Below are 18,267 nucleotides of genomic sequence, written 5' to 3' on the forward strand. Positions count from 1 at the left end.
TCGCCTCCTACCAGTTGCGGAACTTCGAGGGCGGCCGGTACAGGCCTGTCGACCAGGCGACGAGGTCGCGGATCGAGCGTGCCGCGAGCAGGTGGCGGGTGGCCTCCAGCGGATCCAGGCCCAGATCCTCGGGGCGCCGGATGATGCGGCGCTCGCGTAGCGCGTGGACCATCGCGCGATCCCGCCCGCGGCCGATCTCGGTGTAGCCCGCGACACCCCGGATCGCCTGCTCGCGCTCGGCGCGGCTGCGGCACAGCAGCAGGTTGGCGATGCCCTCCTCGGTGACGATGTGGGTCACGTCGTCGCCATAGATCATCACCGGCACCAGCGCGAGCCCGAGCCGTTCGGCCAGCGCCATGCTGTCGAGCCGCTCCACGAAGGCGGGCGCCATGCCGGTGCCGAAGGTCTCGACGATCTGCACCACCAGCTTGCGGCCGCGCGTCATCGCGCCGTCACCGTCGCTGGCTTCGCGCCCCGCCTTGAGCCACGCGTCCGAGGCGTGCCGGCGGCCATGCGCGTCGGCACCCATGTTGGGCGCACCCCCGAAGCCCGCGATGCGGTCCGGGGTGACGGTGGAGGAGTTGCCCTCGAGGTCGATCTGCAGGGTCGAGCCGATGAACATGTCGCAGGCATACAGGCCGGCGTTCTGGCACATCATGCGGTTGGAGCGCAGCGTGCCGTCGCGGCCGGTGAAATAGATGTCGGGCCGCGCCGCCATGTAGTCGTCCATGCCGACCTCGCTGCCGAAGCTGTGGATCTGCGTAACCCAGCCGCTCTCGATCGCCGGGATCAGCGTCGGGTGTGGATTGAGGGCCCAGTGCGTGGCGATGCGCTGCCGCAGGCCGAGCCGCTCGCCGAAGGTCGGCAGCAGCAGCTCGATCGCCGCCGTGCCGAAGCCGATGCCGTGGTTCAGCCGCTTGACGCCGTATTCCGCGTAGATCCCCTTGATGGCCATCATCGCCATCAGGATCTGGGTCTCGGTGATGCTGGCCGGGTCGCGCGTGAACAGCGGCTCGACATAGAACGGCGTGTCGGCCTGGATGATGAAATCGACCTGGTCGCCGGGAATGTCGACGCGCGGCAGCGTGTCCACGATGCGGTTGACCTGGGCGACCACGATGCCGGACTTGAACGCCGTCGCCTCGACGATGGTCGGCGTGTCCTCGGTGTTGGGGCCGGTATAGAGGTTGCCGTGCGCGTCGGCCTGCACGGCGGCGATCAGCGCCACGTGCGGTGTCAGGTCCATGTAGTAGCGGGCGAACAGCTCGATATAGGTGTGGATGGCGCCGAGCTCGATGCGTCCCTTGCCGAGCGCGCGCGCGACCGAGGCGCCCTGCGGGCCGGAATAGGAGAAGTCGAGCTTGCGGGCGATGCCGCGCTCGAAGATCTCCAGATGCTCGGGCAGCACGATGCCGGACTGCACGATGTGCAGGTCGTGCACGCGGACCGGATCGGCGGCGGCCAGGGCGCGGGCCAGCAGGTCGGCCTGCTTCTGGTTGTCGCCTTCGAGGCAGACCCGGTCGCCGGGCTGCAGCAGCGCCTCGAGCAGGGCGGTCGCATCCGACGCCTGCACCTGCTTGCCGCGGGCGAGCGGGGCCGCGCGGGCGAGCCGGTCATGGCGCGCGCTGCGCTGCCGGTCCCACTGCTTCACCGGCTGGTCGGTCATGCGGCTACCCCGGTCACCCATCCACCTCGCCGCCAGGTCCTGCTCCGTGAACCCTGCCGGGCGGTGCGAGTTGCGGCGCCGGCGTTGCACCCGCGGCCGAAGCCCGCCATGACGCCTATCCGCCATGCACGACCTGCCCTCGACGCCGACCCCGCCGACCACAACCGCGATCCCGCCGTTCTGGCTGCTGGCCGCGGTCACCATGACGGGCACCGCGGCGCTGCACATCTTCGTCCCGGCGCTGCCCGATATCGCTCGGCACTTCGAGGTGAGCCGGCATACCGCGCAGTACGCGATCACGCTCTACCTGGTCGGCATGGCGTTCGGGCAGCTCGTCTACGGCCCGCTGTCCGACCGGTTCGGACGCCGGCCGCTGCTGGTCTGCGGCCTGTCGCTCTATCTGGCCGGCCTGCTGCTGGGGTGCCTCGCGACCGGGATCGGCGCCCTGCTGGCCGCGCGCGTGCTGCAGTCGCTCGGCGGCTGCGGCGCCCTGGTGCTGGGACGCGCGATGGTACGCGACGTGTCCGGCCGCCTGGATGCGGCGCGCCAGCTCGCAACCCTCGGCCTGGTGATGGGGCTGACGCCGGCGGTGGCGCCGGCGGTCGGCGGCCTGATCGACGGCTGGCTCGGCTGGCGCGCGATCTTCGCAGCGCTGGCGCTGGTGGTGTCCGCCCTGCTGGTGCTGGTGCTGCGACGGCTGCCGGAAACCAACCGGGCGCCGGTGCCGCTGCCCGGCGTGAGCGCGATCCTGCTCGGCTACTGGACGCTGTGGCGCTCGCCCACCTATCGCCGCTTCACCATCGCCGGCGCCTGCGCCGCCACCAGCCTGTATGCCTTCCTGGCGCAGGCGCCGTTCCTGCTGGTGGAGATCATGCGCCAGTCGCCCGCCTCGGTCGGCTTCTACTGCCTGCTGGCGGTGGCCGGCATGATGCTCGGCACCCTGCTCGCGCGGCAGATGGCGGCGCGGGCGGCACCGGCCACGGCGGCCCGGCGCGGCAACCTGCTCTGCCTCGCCAGCGCCGGCCTGCTGGTGCTGCTGAGCCTGTCGCACCAGCTCGGCCTGGCCGCGATGATGACGCTTCTGGTGCTGTACGCCGTCGGCATCGGCATTGTCAGCCCGAACGCCCTCGCCGGCCTGATGAACACGCATCCCGAGCGCGCCGGCGCCGCCTCCAGCCTGTACGGCTTCCTGCAGATGGCGTTCGGCGCCGGGTTCACCTGGGCGGTGTCGCTCGGCCTCGGCGGCCCGGAGACGGCGGTGGCGCTCGTCCTGCTGGGCGCCGCTTCCTGTGCCGGCGCTTCATTGCAGCGCGTGTAGGGGCAGCGTGTGCAGGGCGGCCCAGAGCCTTCGATCTGCGGGGATCGGGCTGACGCCATTGGCATAGGTCAGCGCCAGCGCATAGGCCTGCTCATAGGCGTGCAGGTCGCGATGGCCGGTCGCCTCGTGGTCGATGGTGTCGCCGATCTCGTTGTAGAGCGCGAAATTGGCGAGATCCGGAACCGGGCTACGGCCGGCCAGGTGGCCGTCCCACATTTGGCGGTAGAGGGTTTCAAGGCGATCGACCAGGAGCGGCATGTCGAACAAGGTGCAGGTCCCGCGACCGGCCTGCAGGCCCGCACGCAGGGCACCGAGCCGGTCCGGCTGCAGTCCGCACGCAACGGCACACTCCACGTAGGCGGCCGGATCGGCGCAGACCAGCTCGGGCAGTCCGGCGGCCCTCACCAGGCTGGAGCAGACGCGGGCTGCGAAGTTGTTGCCCTGCAGGGTCACCACCGGAACCCCCATCCAGAGCGCATCGGATGCGGTGGTGTGGGCGCCGTACGGCCAGGTGTCGAGGAACAGGTCGGCGGCGGGATAGCGCGCGAGATGCTCGGCATTGGGCTGGCGTCCGGCGAAGACCAGCCGGTCCGGCGCAATGCCGTGACGTTCGGCCTGCTGCCGCAGCCGCGCGTCGGTTGGTGCGCCGCCGGACAGCAGCCAGAGCACGGCGTCGGGCATCCGGCCGAGGATGGTCATCCAGCAGGCGAACATCAAAGGCGTGATCTTCTGCGTGCCGTTGAAGCAGCAATAGACCATCGCCGCTTCCGGCAGTCCGAGCGCATGCCGCGACGGAACCGGCCCTGCCACCGCGCGCCTGCGATCGGTCGGCTGGTAGCACGGCAGCCGGACCACGCGCTCGCTGTAGAAGCGCTCGCTCTCCGGCGGAATGATCACCTCGTCGGCGATGATGTACTGGTGGTGCGGCGTGCCCATGCTGCCCGGATAGCCGAGCCAGTTCACGATCACCGGCGCCGGCTTCAACGCGATGGCCGAAGCCGGCACGTCACCGGTATGGCCGCCTAGGTCGATGAGGATGTCGATGCCGTCCTGCACGATATGGCTCGCCACCGCGCGGTCGCTCCAGCCGGAAATGGTCCGCCAGTGCGGCACGGCGTTGCGGGTGCGTGCCTGCAGCGCGTCGGGCGGAGCGCGGCCGGAATAATAGGCGAACACCTCCACCCGTGCAGGGTCGTGCAGCTCGAACAGTTCCGCCGTCAGGAAGCCGATGGCGTGTCCGCGCAGGTCCGGCGAGACGTAGCCGATCCGCAGCGGCCGCATCGCGTGCGCCGAAATGGCCGCTGGTTCCGGGGCCGGCCACGCGCCCACGGTGCAGGGATCGGATGGCCGACCACCATCACGCTGCATGCTGCGCCAGGCGTTGGCCAGTTGGAACATCGGGTCGTCGGCATGGATCGCCAGCGCCAGCGGTGCCAGCGAGGCGCTGAGCATGGGTCGGGTGACGCCGCCGAAGGGCACGATCACCGGCCACTTGCACTGCATCTCGCGCAGGGCGACCCAGTGCTGCATGGCGTCACGCTGGTGCGGATCGAGATCGAGGCAGCAACGCAACGCCTCCTCCGCGCTGCCAAGGTCGCCGACCGCCTTGAACACCCGTGCCGCGTGCTTGAGGGCAACGGTCTTGTTGGTGATGAGCTCACCATCGGTGGGCGCGAGGACGCCGGCGACATGCAGCCACTGGCCGACTGCACCCTGCAAATTGTCCAGCCGCTCGTGTGCGAGACCGGCATTGATGTTGGCACCGAGGAAGCTCGGACGCAGCGAAGAAGCGGCATCGAACGCTGCCACAGCCGCCGCAGGACGCCCGGCGAGCGTCAGCAATACGCCGTGGTTGAAGCAGGCGACGTAACCCATCGGATCGACCGGGTGATGGGTTAGCCAGAGCTCGTAGAGCGCCGCGCCATTCGCCGCGCGTTCCGGGCCGTCGAGCGCCTCGACCGTTCCGATCAGGTCGGCGAGCCTGCAGTCCGGATGCTCCGGACCTGGCGTCGCGATTGCGGGCGCCCGGAGCGCCATTGAGGGCGACATCAGGCGGCGGCGAGCCGCGCCGTCACCAGTTCCGTCAGCCTGAGCTCGAACGCGCCTGTGAAGCGGTCGATGTTGCCGGCGGTGCGGTGCCAGGCCTCCTCGGTGAAAAGCTGCCTGTAGGCGGCATAGATCGCAGGATCGGTCGCGAGGCGGATGCCGGTCTCGATATACTCCTCGATGCTGACGGCGATGCTCTGGTGCGCATCGATGGCGTGCAGCATCGAGCCTGCCATGCGCGAGGCGAACGAGGCGCCGGCGAGCGTCAGCAACGGCAACTGCATCCGGATCGCGTCGCTTGCGACCGTGCCGGCATTATACGGGAACGTGTCGAGAAACAGGTCCGCGGCGCCGAGACGGCTCATATACAGCTCCGGGCTGGTGCGTCCGGCAAACAGGATGCGCTCCGGCGCGATGCCCGCGCGCTCCGCATACGCCAGCAGGTTCGCCTGCGCCCATCGGTTGTCCACCGCCAGCCAGAGCACCGCGCGCGGGGCGCGGCGCATGATCGCGAGCCAGGCCGCGAACATCGCCTCGGTGATCTTGTACGAGTTGGAGAAGCAGCAGAGCACGAAGGCATCGTCCGGTAGGCCGGCCTGTGCGCGGGTCAGCTTCGCACCGATGGCGCGCTTGCTGTCGTTCGCCTGGTAGATGGGCGCAATGGCAAGCGGCGCCGGCAGATAGGATGCCGCCCGTTGCGGCGGGATGACGAAATCGTCGCAGAGCAGGTAGTCGATCTCGGGCATCGGCACCGGACCGATGAAGCCGAGATAGGTGGCCTGGATCGGCGCCGGCCGCCACTTCAGCACGGCAAGGCGCGTGTGTGCGGTCAGGCCGTTCAGGTCGATCAGGATGTCGATTTCGTCGTCGCGGATGACCTGCGCCGCCTGCTCGTCAGACAGGTCCCGGATGCGGCGCACATGATCGAAGCCCGCGAGCACGCGTTGCCTGATGTCGCTGCCATCCTCCAGGGTGGAGCAATAGCCATAGATCTCGAAGCGGCTGCGATCATGGTGCTCGAACAGTTCGGCCACGAGAAAACTCATGGCGTGCCGGCAGAAGTCCGACGACAGGTAGCCGATCCTGATGCGGTCGTGCCGGTACGGCGGCGGCGGCGGCTCGAGGCGACCGGCGACCGGCGCGATCTTGCGCGCGATCCAGCCGGCGATGACCTCGCGCTGCACATCGACGTCGTCGGTGAGCGCCAGGAGGCCGAGCGGTCCCGCCTGCCGCAGCAGGATCTCGGGCGACAGCCCCGGCATGTCGGCCAGTAGCACCGGCCACCGGCACGCCTTCTGGCGGATATGCACCCAGTGCTGCACGACGTCCGGCTGTGCTGCATCGGTGAGCAGCGAGGTCCGCATCACCGCCTCCGCCTCGTCCAGGCGGCCGGCCTGCTCCAGCAGGCGGGCGCGATGGTTGAGCAGCCCCGTGCGGGCCTCGTTGGTCTGGATGGCGCCATCCCAGGTGGCCAGCGCCAGATCGAGCTGGCCGGCCGCCTCGAGCCCGAGCCCCAGATTGACCGCGGCCGGGAAGAAGTCCGGCCGCAGCCCTCTCGCATGGCCGTAGGCGACCAGGGCGCCGCTCTTGTCACCGGCCGGTCCGAGGATGGCACCGAGATTGAACCAGGCCGCGAACACGTGCGGACTGACGCCGGTATTGGCTGCGATCCAGCGCCTGTACAGCAGGATCTCGGCGGCTGCCGTCACGCCCGGGCGGCCGCCTTCGATGGCGGCAATGACCGCCTCGAACGGGATCTGCCGAAGCTGCTGGTCCGCACCGCCCGACAGGAGACCGCAGCCGTCGTCGGTCGCAAGCAGGCACGCGAGCCACGCGGCGTTGCCTGCCGGCGTGATCCTGGGGCCGGATTCGATGCCGGCGGAGGCGGGAACGGCAAGCTCAAGCATGTGGCAGATCCAGAAAACATCCGGCGGATGCGTCCGCCAGCGGCTGCACCCTTGGCTGTGCGGGCACTAGCTCAGCTGTCGCAGGCGTCACTGGAAATAGAGGGCGTGCAGCTGGTCCGTGGTCATGTGCTGGATCTGGGTGCTGGTGAAGGATGGCGACTCGCTGGTGGTGAAGTAGCTCATCTGGGTCGTCGTCAGGGCTCCGATCTGGCCCGTCGTGAAGGCGGCGATGTCCTTGCTTCCCAGGGCCTGCAGCTGCGTCGATGTCAGCAGCGCGACGTCGGCCAGCGAGAGCGCGCCGAACTGCCCGGTGCTCATCGCCAGCGCCTGGGTCGAGCTGATGATGGTCACCTGATCGGTCGTCAGCGCCGCGATCGCGGCCGTCGTCAGCGCCGCGAATTGCAGAGTCGATAGCGCATTGATGCCGGTGGTTCCCAGGGCGACGATATCGGATGACGTCAACCCGGCCATCCCGGCCAAGCTCAACCCGGGCAGGTTGGCTGTCGTGAAGGTGCCGATATCCGTCGAGTTCAGGGCGGCGACCTGCGTCGAGCTAAAGCCCGACAGCTGCGTCGAGGCCAGGGCGGTGATCTCGGTCGAGGACAGCGCGCCCAGCTGCGCCGTGCCCAGCCCCTTGAGCTGGGTTGCGGTCAGTGCCGCGATCTGCGTCGTCGCCGCCAGCACCGAGGTGGTGCTCAGCGCCGCCACCTGGCCCGAGCTCAGCCCGGCCAGCCCCGTGGTGGCCAGGCTGGTGACCTGCGTGGTGTTCAGCGCCGCCAGCGCCGCGGTGCCCAGGCCCGCCGCCTGCGTCGCGGTCAGCCCCGCGATCGCCGTGCTGCTCAGCCCGGCGATGTTGGCCGAGGTCAGCCCCGCCATCGCGGCTGCCGTCAGCCCCGGCAGGTTGGTCGTGGTCAGCGTGCCGATATCGGTCGAGTTCAGGGCGGCGACCTGCGTCGAGCTGAAGCCCGACAGCTGCGTCGAGGCCAGCGCGGTGATCTCGGTCGAGGACAGCGCGCCCAGCTGCGCCGTGCCCAGCCCCTTGAGCTGGGTTGCGGTCAGTGCCGCGATCTGCGTCGTCGCCGCCAGCACCGAGGTGGTGCTCAGCGCCGCCACCTGGCCCGAGGTCAGCCCGGCCAGCCCCGTGGTGGCCAGGCTGGTGACCTGCGTGGTGTTCAGCGCCGCCAGCGCCGCGGTGCCCAGGCCCGCCGCCTGCGTCGCGGTCAGCCCCGCGATCGCCGTGCTGCTCAGCCCGGCGATGTTGGCCGAGGTCAGCCCCGCCATCGCGGCTGCCGTCAGCCCCGGCAGGTTGGTCGTGGTCAGCGTGCCGATATCGGTCGAGTTCAGGGCGGCGACCTGCGTCGAGCTGAAGCCCGACAGCTGCGTCGAGGCCAGCGCGGTGATCTCGGTCGAGGACAGCGCGCCCAGCTGCGCCGTGCCCAGCCCCTTGAGCTGGGTTGCGGTCAGTGCCGCGATCTGCGTCGTCGCCGCCAGCACCGAGGTGGTGCTCAGCGCCGCCACCTGGCCCGAGCTCAGCCCGGCCAGCCCCGTGGTGGCCAGGCTGGTGACCTGCGTGGTGTTCAGCGCCGCCAGCGCCGCGGTGCCCAGGCCCGCCGCCTGCGTCGCGGTCAGCCCCGCGATCGCCGTGCTGCTCAGCCCGGCGATGTTGGCCGAGGTCAGCCCCGCCATCGCCGCTGCCGTCATCCCCGGCAGGTTGGTCGTGGTCAGCGTGCCGATATCGGTCGAGTTCAGGGCGGCGACCTGCGTCGAGCTGAAGCCCGACAGCTGCGTCGAGGCCAGCGCGGTGATCTCGGTCGAGGACAGCGCGCCCAGCTGCGCCGTGCCCAGCCCCTTGAGCTGGGTTGCGGTCAGTGCTGCGATCTGCGTCGCCGCCGCCAGCACCGAGGTGGTGCTCAGCGCCGCCACCTGGCCCGAGGTCAGCCCGGCCAGCCCCGTGGTGGCCAGGCTGGTGACCTGCGTGGTGTTCAGCGCCGCCAGCGCCGCGGTGCCCAGGCCCGCCGCCTGCGTCGCGGTCAGCCCCGCGATCGCCGTGCTGCTCAGCCCGGCGATGTTGGCCGAGGTCAGGCCCGCCATCGCCGCTGCCGTCATCCCCGGCAGGTTGGTCGTGGTCAGCGTGCCGATATCGGTCGAGTTCAGGGCGGCGACCTGCGTCGAGCTGAAGCCCGACAGCTGCGTCGAGGCCAGCGCGGTGATCTCGGTCGAGGACAGCGCGCCCAGCTGCGCCGTGCCCAGCCCCTTGAGCTGGGTTGCGGTCAGCGCCGCGATCTGCGTCGTCGCCGCCAGCACCGAGGTGGTGCTCAGCGCCGCCACCTGGCCCGAGCTCAGCCCGGCCAGCCCCGTGGTGGCCAGGCTGGTGACCTGCGTGGTGTTCAGCGCCGCCAGCGCCGCGGTGCCCAGGCCCGCCGCCTGCGTCGCGGTCAGCCCCGCGATCGCCGTGCTGCTCAGCCCGGCGATGTTGGCCGAGGTCAGGCCCGCCATCGCCGCTGCCGTCATCCCCGGCAGGTTGGTCGTGGTCAGCGTGCCGATATCGGTCGAGTTCAGGGCGGCGACCTGCGTCGAGCTGAAGCCCGACAGCTGCGTCGAGGCCAGCGCGGTGATCTCGGTCGAGGACAGCGCGCCCAGCTGCGCCGTGCCCAGCCCCTTGAGCTGGGTTGCGGTCAGTGCCGCGATCTGCGTCGTCGCCGCCAGCACCGAGGTGGTGCTCAGCGCCGCCACCTGGCCCGAGCTCAGCCCGGCCAGCCCCGTGGTGGCCAGGCTGGTGACCTGCGTGGTGTTCAGCGCCGCCAGCGCCGCGGTGCCCAGGCCCGCCGCCTGCGTCGCGGTCAGCCCCGCGATCGCGGTGCTGCTCAGCCCGGCGATGTTGGCCGAGGTCAGCCCCGCCATCGCCGCTGCCGTCATCCCCGGCAGGTTGGTCGTGGTCAGCGTGCCGATATCGGTCGAGTTCAGGGCGGCGACCTGCGTCGAGCTGAAGCCCGACAGCTGCGTCGAGGCCAGCGCGGTGATCTCGGTCGAGGACAGCGCGCCCAGCTGCGCCGTGCCCAGCCCCTTGAGCTGGGTTGCGGTGAGTGCTGCGATCTGCGTCGTCGCCGCCAGCACCGAGGTGGTGCTCAGCGCCGCCACCTGGCCCGAGGTCAGCCCGGCCAGCCCCGTGGTGGCCAGGCTGGTGACCTGCGTGGTGTTCAGCGCCGCCAGCGCCGCGGTGCCCAGGCCCGCCGCCTGCGTCGCGGTCAGCCCCGCGATCGCCGTGCTGCTCAGCCCGGCGATGTTGGCCGAGGTCAGGCCGGCCATCGCGGCTGCCGTCAGCCCCGGCAGGTTGGTCGTGGTCAGCGTGCCGATATCCGTCGAGTTCAGGGCGGCGACCTGCGTCGAGGCAAGGCCCGCGATCTGCGTCGAAGCCAGGGTGGCGAAATCCGTCGACGCGATGGCAGCGATCTGGGCGGTGGGAAGTGCTGCGATGCCGCTCGAGGTGAGGCTTGAAACCGATGTCATGACACTCTCTTCTCGATGCGAGGCGCTGCGCAAACCTGCGCCGGGCTGCCGGGCCTGACGACCTGACCGGGTGATCGCTTCCGGCGGCCCGTTCTCCATCGAGACCGGTGAAGAATTCGTTAAGACGCTATAACGAAAACTTCCCGCCTCCGGCCGGCGGCTGGCACCTTCGCACCGGCATGTTCCATGCGCCGTGACCGGTCGATTGCATCTGGATTCCGGCCTTCCTGCACCGAGGCAGTTCGGGAATACGACAGCGCGGCCAGCGCGCCGGGATGCCCGGAGGCCGCGGCCTTGCGGAGGAATGTCCCGGCAGCCTCGAGATCTTCCGGCTGGTCGTAGAAGCCCAGTGCCAGCATGCCGAGCGCATACAGCGCTCCGAGATGTCCTGCTTCGGCTGCATGCCGGAACAACGCCTTCGCCGTGGCCGGATCCGTCGGGCCGCCCCGGCCGTTGAGCAGCATTTCGGCCGCGAGCGCCTCCGCATCGGGCAGTCCCTGATCGGACGCCTGCAACAGGTATCGCCGTGCGGCCGGCAGGTCCTGGGCCACGCCCCTGCCTTCCGCAAGCATCCTGCCGCACGAATATTGCGCGATCGGCAGGCGGTCCGCGGCGAGGCGGAACCAGACCAGCGCCTGGGCCTGGTCTGCCTCCATGCCCAGGCCGGCGGCGTAGCAGAGGCCGGCATTGTAGGCTGCCGCCGGATCGCCTTGCGCCGCCATGTCCCGGAACCGGTCCAGGATGACCCGCCAATCCTCGCGCGTGTCCCCTGGGGGGATGCCGCTTTCGCGAGAGCCTGCGTCCGCGAGCACGATGGCCGCGAACTCTTCGCAGGCCGCCGCGTCACCTTGGGCCGCCGCCACGCGCAACAGATGCCGCGCTTCCCGCCGGTCGGCGCCCACGGCCTCGCCGCGCAGATGCAGCCGCGCGAGCGCGCGGGCAGCACCGGTATGACCGGATGCAGCGGCGCGACCGAACCAGAGCATCGCCTCGGCATGGTTCGGCGGCAAAGCGCCCGACTGGCCATACAGTTCGCCGAGTGCCGCCTCCGCCTGCACCTCGCCGCAGAGGGCAGCGCGACGGATCCAGCACTCGCCGAGGAAGGCGTCCGGCTCGACGCCATGCCCACGCAGCAGAGCAAGCCCGTAGGCGAGCTGCGAGGGACCATGCCCCAGCTGCGCGCCGGCGCGGTAATGCTCCGCCGACGCATCGGCGCTTCCGGCCGCGACACTGGCCGCTCCGGCCAGAACACCCAGCATATAGTGCGCCACCGGCATGTTCGCGCGCGCCGCCTGGGCCAGCAGCCGTTGCGCCTCGATGCCGTTCGCCACCGGATCCTGCCGCAACAGCGCGAGCGACCAGCCGAGCTGGCCGTGCGCGCAGCCTGCGTCGGCCGCGAGGCGGTAGCACGCCTCGCCGCGCCGGACGTCTCGCAGGGCCTGCGGTCCGCTGGTGAGGATGAAGCCGAGCAGCGCCTGCGACGGCGCGTGGCCTGCGGCGGCCGCGATCTCGGCCCAGTGCTGCGCCGCCTGGTAGTCCGGGATGCCGCTCGGGACATGCGAGGCCAGCTCGAACAGGGTGCCGGGCCCGGCTTCGGCCACCCCCTGCAGAGCGAGCGAGGCCACCATGAACTGGGCCTCGATCTCGCCGCCTCGCGCCGCCTCGGCGAGCCACCGCATCGCCACCGCCGGACAGGCGGGCGCTGAGCGTCCGAACAGATAGGCCCGGCCGAGTTCGAAGCAGGCGGCGCTCGACCCTGCCTGCGCCGCCCGTGCCAGCAATTCCATCGCCCGGCGGTGGTCGCCGCGTGCCGCCAGCCGCTGCGCATGGTCGACCAGGACGGCCGGGCGTCCCCGCAGCCTGAGCAGTCCAAGTTGGATGGCGCGAAGGAGGGACATGCAGCGGGTCCGATTGGCGATCGTCGCAGTATCCGCCGTTCCGATGAACAAACCGTAAGCAGCAAGGACAACGCCAAGTCGAGCATTGCTCTGGTGCAGTCATTAACGGCAGATTAAAAGAGTATTACTTGAGAATTACTAAACACAGAGCGACCGGCCGGATTGTCTTGTCCCGACTGCTCGCCGGAGCGTCCAGGCGGCAGCTGCACGTGGACAGAAGGAGACCCGGCATGGTAATTCGATGTCAGTATTTTCAAATAACGACTACAAAAGCGCAGCGTTCGTTCCAAGAACCCCCGCGCCCGCCAGCGCCGCATCGGAAACCATTGATGACCAAGCAAGTCCTGCATGTCGGCTGCGGCGCCACGGCACCCGGCAAGCTGCACCCGGCCTTCGAGAGCGACGCGTGGTCCGAGTTGCGCCTCGACATCGACTGCGCGGTGCTGCCGGACATCGTCGCCAGCATGACAGACATGTCGCCCGTGCCGGACGCCAGCGTCGATGCCGTGTTCTCGTCGCACAATCTCGAGCACCTGTATCCGCACGAGGTCCCGGTCGCCCTGGCCGAGTTCCGGCGCGTCCTGAAGCCGGACGGGTTCGCTCTGATCACGTTGCCCGACCTGCAGGAGGTGGCGCGCCTGGTCGCCGCCGAGGGGCTGGAGGCGACGGCGTATCTCTCGGCGCTCGGTCCGATCAGGCCGCTCGACATCCTGTTCGGCTATCGCGGCGCGCTGGCCAACGGCAACCTGTTCATGGCGCACCATACCGGCTTCACCAGCGCCAGCCTCATGAGCGCCCTGGGCGAGGCCGGATTTGCCGCAACCACCGTGCAGCGGGTGCCGTCGTCGTTCAGCCTGTGGGCGATCGGCTTCTGTGCGCAACCAACGCCGCAGGCGCTGGAGACGGCGCAGAACCGGATGCTGCCGCTGCATGCGGCGTTCCTGGCGGCGTTCCCGGCGGCGGCCCTGACGGCGGCCCGGAGCCTCGAACTTGAGCAGGCCTGAGCGCACGGCCTGCTAAAGCGTCAAGTGGCCGAACTTCTGTAGCGACTGGGCGAGTTCCGCATGCTCGCGTGCGTAGGTCACCAGCGGGATGCCCGCCACTGTCGCGTCCCAGGCCTGGCGGATCGCCCGCACGCCGGCGCCCGGTCCGCCCGGATGCGCGATGATGCCGCCGCCGCCGAGATACATGAGGTCGATGGTGCTGCCGGTGCGCGCATACGTCTCCGGCGCCTGCCCGCCCCATTGTCCCGAGCACACCACCGGCAGCGCGCGGTCGGCCGGCGAGAGCAGCGGCGTCGAGCAGTCCCGGAACGAACGCACGAAGCTGTCGTCGGGCTCCCAGTATTTGGCGCCGATGCCGTTGACCTGGAACTGGTCGATGCCGAGCAGCCGCCAGAGCGTCTGGTACACGCTGAAATCGAAGCCGAGTCCCGGATGCCGGGTCAGGATGTCCCAGCCGTTGCGATGCGCGTGCAGCACCAGGCGCGAGCGGCGGCGCAGGTATGCCAGGCCGCCATAGCCGACCGAGTTGATGTTGATCACCGCCGCGGTCCCGCCGGCATCCGCCACGAGGTCGTGGTTGCGCAGCATCTGTTCCGGATCGGCCGACGAGATGCCGAACGCATACATGACGCGGCGGCCGGTCTTCTGCTCATGGTCACGGATCACCGGCATCACCGCACGCACCCGCGCCTCGAGGGTCGAATAGGCCGGGCTCATCAGCTTCTCATCGTCCTTGATGAAGTCGACGCCGGCTTCGACCAGTTGTGCCGCGATGGCGGCGGTCTCGTCCGGACCGAGGCCGAGATTGGGCTTGATGATGGTGCCGATCAGCGGGCGGCCGTGCACGCCGGAGACCGCGCGCGACCCGTCGATGCCGAATTGCGGTCCGGGATGCGCGCGGATGAAGGCGGCCGGCAGGCGCAGGCCGACAATGCGTATGCCGCTCAGGCCCTTGGTCGAAAACACGCCGCCGAGCGCAATCGTCACCAGGGCCGCGATGTCGGTGCCGACCATATCGAGCGGGAACTCGATGTCGGCATCGGCACGGTTGAACGGTCCGTGCTGGCTTTGCGGGAAACTCGGCACCGAGGCTGGGGGCAGCGGGCGGACCATCGCGACCCGTGCGGCACAGCGCGCCTTGAGGTCGGCGGTCTCGCCGGGGAGTGCCACGAACGTCCCGGTCGACTGGTCGCTGGCGATCCTGGCGGCTAGCGCGCGCGGATCACCCGCCGTCTCGATCCGGTAGGTCACGGTAATGCTGGCATCGTCACCCATTACGGCGCTCCGTTCATCAGGCTTTTGACGATCTGGTATGATGAGCATACATCAGAACGTGACCCCTCAGGAAGCTGCCGATGGTCGCCCCTCCCCTGCTATCCTTCTACGGCGACGACCTGACCGGCTCGACCGATGCCATGGAGGCGCTCAGCCTCGGCGGCGTCGAGACGGTGCTGTTCCTGCGGCCGCCGGACGCAACGCAGCGCGGTCGTTTCGCAACCTGCCGGGCGGTCGGCCTCGCCGGCACCAGCCGCTCGCGCTCGCCGGACTGGATGGAGCGCGAGCTGCGTCCGGCGCTCTCCTGGCTGCGCTCGCTCGGCGCCCCGGTCTGCCACTACAAGGTCTGCTCGACCTTCGACAGCAGCCCGCGGACCGGCAGCATCGGCCGCGCCATCGATATCGGCCACGAACTGTTCGGGCAGACGGTGACGCCGCTCGTCGTCGGCGTGCCGCAATTGCGTCGCTACACCGCGTTCGGCAGCCTCTTTGCCGTCCTCGACGGCGTCGCGTACCGGATCGACCGGCATCCGGTGATGAGCCGGCACCCGGTGACGCCGATGCACGAGGCCGACCTGCGCCTGCATCTGGCGCAGCAGACCGCCAGGCCGGTGCGGCTGGCGGATCTCGCACTGCTGAAAAGCCCGGACCCCGAAGCGGCGCTGGATGCGCTGATGCAGGAGCCGGGCACCGTGCTGCTGCTCGACGTGCTCGACGCGCAGACCCAGCAGGTGGTGGGCGACACGATCTGGCGCCACGCCCTGCGGCGGCCGCTGTTCGTGGCCGGCTCGTCCGGCGTCGAGTATGCGGTGCTGCAGGCCTGGCAGGCAGCCGGGCTCGCCACCGGGGCCGCTGAATTCGCCCCGCCCGGCGCGGTCGATCGCATTGCCGTCGTGTCGGGCAGCTGCTCGCAGGTGACCGAGGGGCAGATCCGCTGGAGCCTGCAGCACGGCTTTGCCGGCATCACGCTCGATCCGGCCCTGCTGGCCGCTCCCGGCGATGTCACCGCGGGCGATCCGCCGTTCCTGCGCGAGGCGCTGACCCTGCTCGCCGCGGGGCAAAGTCCGATCCTGTATTCGGCGATGGGGCCGGACAGCGATCTGGGGGGTGCAAGGCTGGATGCGGACGGGCGCCACCAGATCGGCCGCAATCTCGGCCGCATCCTGCGACGGCTGGTGGCAGAGGCCCGATTGTCGCGCGCGGTGGTCGCCGGTGGCGACACCTCGAGCCATGCTCTGGGCGAACTCGGCGTGCTGGCGCTGAAGACGCTGCTGCCGCTGCCCGAGACGCCGGGCTCGCCGCTCTGCCTTGCCTATGACGAGGCGGGCCGCCTCGACGGCCTGCAGATCGCGCTGAAGGGCGGCCAGATCGGCAGCCTCGGCTATTTCTCGAACATCAGGCACGGGCTGAGCGTGGCCGCATGAGCGACAGCGAACGGATCACCCGCCGGCGGCTCTCCGACGAGGTGTTCGATCGCCTGCGCGCGCTGATCGCAAGCGGCGAACTCGGCGTCGGCGATGCGGTGCCGTCCGAGCGCGAGCTGATGGACCGGTTCGGGGTCGGCCGCCCGGCGATCCGCCAGGCGATGCAGGCGCTCAGCAACATGGGCCTGATTGCGATCTCGCACGGCGAGCGGGCACGTGTCTGCGACCTGACCGCCGAGACGCTGTTCCGGCAGATCGACCTGCCGGCGCAGATGATGCTGTCCTCGTCGCCGCGTTCGCTGGAGCAGCTGCTCGAGACGCGCGTGTTCTTCGAGCGCGGCATGGCCCGGATCGCAGCCGAGCGCGCGACGCCGGACGACCTCGTGCTGCTGCGCGGCTGGGTGAACCGGCAGCGCGCCGCCATCGACGATATCGGCGTTTTCATCCGGCACGACATGCGCCTGCACATCGAGATCGGCCGCATCTCGGGCAACCCGATCTTCCTGGCGACGAGCCAGGCTCTGCTCGGCTGGCTGCGGCAGTACCATACCGAGATGCTGCACTGGTCCGGCAACGAGAACCTGACGCTTGCCGAGCATGACGGGATCGTGGCGGCGATCGCGGCGCACGATCCTGCCGGGGCGGAGGCAGCGATGGTCCGGCACCTGCATCGATCGAGCACGCTCTACGTGCACACCCATCTGGATGCGCCCGGCGGTCCGCGCCGGTCGCGCTGAACCGCATCCACGCAGGCGGCGCCAACCTTCTTGCCCATCGGCGCGCGCTTAGAGCTTGTTTGAAAACGCCTGATGCTGGATGAGAGCGGCCCACAGGGTCGCGCCCGGCGCGACGTTTCGAGCACCGAAGCGGAGCGGCCTGATTGGCCGTGAGCATCGGAGCGCAAAAATGGCGCGTCGGATCGCCAGCATCAGGCGTTTTGAAACAGGCTGGTGATGCGTTGAATGCTGGCGGCTAGTTCCGCCGGCTCGAACACCCGCTTCCAGTCCGGCTGCATCAGTTGCGGCTTGCCGAAGGTGATCGCCTTGTTGCAGGCGTCCGAGAACACGCCGTCGACTTCCTTGAAGATCACCGCGCCCAGCACGTTCAGGTGGCCGAGCAGGAAGTCGCGCGCCGCCTCGTGGGGCACGCCGCGTGCGACCACCTCGTCCATCGCCTCGCGCATGACATCGAGCAGGGTGGCCGCCACCGTCTCCGACAGGCCGGGTTCCAGCAGCGCCATCTGCTCCACCGTGACCCGGTGCGAGCGCATCACCGGCGCCCAGATCGCGCGCGCGACCTCCTCACCCACGGCATAATGCGCCTCGGGACCCTGCATGAGGGCGTTCACGATGTGCTGCTTCGCGTGCAGGCCGCCGAAATGGTCGTGCCGGGCAGCCGCCTCGCTTTCGTCGTTGAAGATCGGCGGATGGCAGGGGTGGGTGACGAAATAGGTCAGGTCGTCGCGGTGCGGCAGGTGGCCGGCGAACGGCGCCGCCGCGTCCAGCACCACGACGATGGTGCCCGCCTTGAGGTTGCTCTCGATGCCGCCGGCGACCTTGCCGATCGCGGTGTCGGGGACCGCAAGCACGACCAGCTGCGCGCCATCCAGCGCCGTGTCCAGATCGACGCAGTCGAGTCCGATCCCGGTCTTCAGGCGATCCCGGCCGGCCGGGCTGACCTCGACATGGCGGACATCGAAGCGGGTCGCCTTGAGGTTGCGGGACAGCCGGTAGCCCATCTTGCCGCCGGCACCGAGAAGCGCGATCGAGGTCATGCAAGAACCTCCACGGGATGCGAGGCCTACACATTCTCCCAACTGGTATAATAAGTCAATGGGGTGACGAGCAGCTGAGTTTCCGACGGCAGAACTCGCAGCCTTGGCGAACGTCCTGTCTTTGAACTGCCCGGGATATGAGGAGTCGAACCAGTGCGCACCATGTTCCACGCCATGCCTGGACGATGCCTGGCTGTGGCTTTGGGTGTTGGTCTCTGCATCACGCCGTCTGTGCTCCGCGCCCAGACCCTCGATAGCGGCGCCGGGATCGGGCCGAGCCAGAAACTCTCGACGCCGCCGAACGCGGACCCAATCAACCAGCCGGGCGCCATGCGGCGTTCAGTGCAGCAGCAGCACTTGAACGCGATGAGAGCAAAGACGCACCAGACGGCGCCCGTCAGCGGCGGCGGCAGCGCCCCGCCGAAGTAGGCCGGGGCGCCGGGTCTTG

12 protein-coding genes are annotated in these 18,267 nt (G+C 69.8%); 5 read left to right on the top strand and 7 right to left on the bottom strand.

Going from position 1 to position 18,267, the window contains the following annotated elements:
* Positions 1 to 7 precede the first annotated feature (7 nt).
* A complete protein-coding gene (gene mdcA / locus ACQY4O_RS13605; RefSeq protein ID WP_428376898.1) occupies positions 8 to 1,687 on the bottom strand; it encodes a malonate decarboxylase subunit alpha in 1,680 nt (559 codons plus the stop codon).
* Positions 1,688 to 1,790: 103 nt separating this feature from the next.
* Here mdcA and ACQY4O_RS13610 point away from each other — a divergent pair, with 103 nt between their 5' ends.
* Positions 1,791 to 2,984 carry a multidrug effflux MFS transporter gene (locus ACQY4O_RS13610; RefSeq protein ID WP_428376899.1) on the top strand — a complete coding sequence of 398 codons (1,194 nt, stop codon included), beginning with the start codon at positions 1,791 to 1,793 and terminating at the stop codon, positions 2,982 to 2,984.
* Here the strand turns inward: ACQY4O_RS13610 and ACQY4O_RS13615 are convergent.
* From ACQY4O_RS13615 to ACQY4O_RS13630, 4 genes are all read right to left on the bottom strand, one after another.
* Complete coding sequence (locus ACQY4O_RS13615; protein ID WP_428376900.1) at positions 2,967 to 5,021, bottom strand: hypothetical protein; 2,055 nt, start codon at positions 5,019 to 5,021, stop codon at positions 2,967 to 2,969. The genes ACQY4O_RS13610 and ACQY4O_RS13615 overlap by 18 nt on opposite strands.
* Before the next feature lie 11 nt (positions 5,022 to 5,032).
* Complete coding sequence (locus tag ACQY4O_RS13620; protein ID WP_428376901.1) at positions 5,033 to 6,937, bottom strand: hypothetical protein; 1,905 nt, start codon at positions 6,935 to 6,937, stop codon at positions 5,033 to 5,035.
* Between the two features lie 87 nt (positions 6,938 to 7,024).
* Positions 7,025 to 10,444: a beta strand repeat-containing protein gene (locus ACQY4O_RS13625; RefSeq protein WP_428376902.1), complete on the bottom strand. Its 3,420-nt coding sequence runs from the start codon at positions 10,442 to 10,444 to the stop codon at positions 7,025 to 7,027.
* A 119-nt stretch (positions 10,445 to 10,563) separates the two neighbouring features.
* Positions 10,564 to 12,342 carry a tetratricopeptide repeat protein gene (locus tag ACQY4O_RS13630; RefSeq protein ID WP_428376903.1) on the bottom strand — a complete coding sequence of 593 codons (1,779 nt, stop codon included), beginning with the start codon at positions 12,340 to 12,342 and terminating at the stop codon, positions 10,564 to 10,566.
* A gap of 329 nt (positions 12,343 to 12,671) precedes the next feature.
* On the opposite strand from ACQY4O_RS13630, the gene ACQY4O_RS13635 reads away from it, so the two are divergent.
* The gene (locus ACQY4O_RS13635; RefSeq protein WP_428376904.1) at positions 12,672 to 13,346 is read left to right on the top strand and encodes a class I SAM-dependent methyltransferase; all 675 of its coding nucleotides are present in this window, start codon (positions 12,672 to 12,674) and stop codon (positions 13,344 to 13,346) included.
* 12 nt (positions 13,347 to 13,358) lie between these two features.
* Here ACQY4O_RS13635 and oiaX read toward each other — a convergent pair whose 3' ends face one another.
* Positions 13,359 to 14,621, bottom strand: a complete 1,263-nt coding sequence (oiaX, locus tag ACQY4O_RS13640) for a 3-oxo-isoapionate-4-phosphate decarboxylase OiaX (protein ID WP_428376905.1) — start codon at positions 14,619 to 14,621, stop codon at positions 13,359 to 13,361.
* A gap of 80 nt (positions 14,622 to 14,701) precedes the next feature.
* Here oiaX and ACQY4O_RS13645 point away from each other — a divergent pair, with 80 nt between their 5' ends.
* Both ACQY4O_RS13645 and ACQY4O_RS13650 read left to right on the top strand, forming a co-directional pair.
* Positions 14,702 to 16,045, top strand: coding sequence for a four-carbon acid sugar kinase family protein (locus ACQY4O_RS13645; RefSeq protein ID WP_428376906.1), 1,344 nt, complete (start codon positions 14,702 to 14,704; stop codon positions 16,043 to 16,045).
* A complete protein-coding gene (locus ACQY4O_RS13650; RefSeq protein ID WP_428376907.1) occupies positions 16,042 to 16,782 on the top strand; it encodes a transcriptional regulator NanR in 741 nt (246 codons plus the stop codon). The genes ACQY4O_RS13645 and ACQY4O_RS13650 overlap by 4 nt, the downstream gene beginning before the upstream one ends.
* A 191-nt stretch (positions 16,783 to 16,973) precedes the next feature.
* Here the strand turns inward: ACQY4O_RS13650 and ACQY4O_RS13655 are convergent, their stop codons facing one another.
* On the bottom strand, positions 16,974 to 17,819 hold the full coding sequence (locus tag ACQY4O_RS13655; protein ID WP_428376908.1) for a phosphogluconate dehydrogenase C-terminal domain-containing protein: 846 nt from the start codon (positions 17,817 to 17,819) through the stop codon (positions 16,974 to 16,976).
* 153 nt (positions 17,820 to 17,972) lie between these two features.
* Here ACQY4O_RS13655 and ACQY4O_RS13660 point away from each other — a divergent pair, with 153 nt between their 5' ends.
* Positions 17,973 to 18,248 carry a hypothetical protein gene (locus ACQY4O_RS13660; RefSeq protein WP_428376909.1) on the top strand — a complete coding sequence of 92 codons (276 nt, stop codon included), beginning with the start codon at positions 17,973 to 17,975 and terminating at the stop codon, positions 18,246 to 18,248.
* Positions 18,249 to 18,267 lie beyond the last annotated feature (19 nt).

The sequence above is a fragment of the Lichenicoccus sp. genome (assembly GCF_965277665.1).
GTDB lineage: Bacteria > Pseudomonadota > Alphaproteobacteria > Acetobacterales > Acetobacteraceae > Lichenicoccus.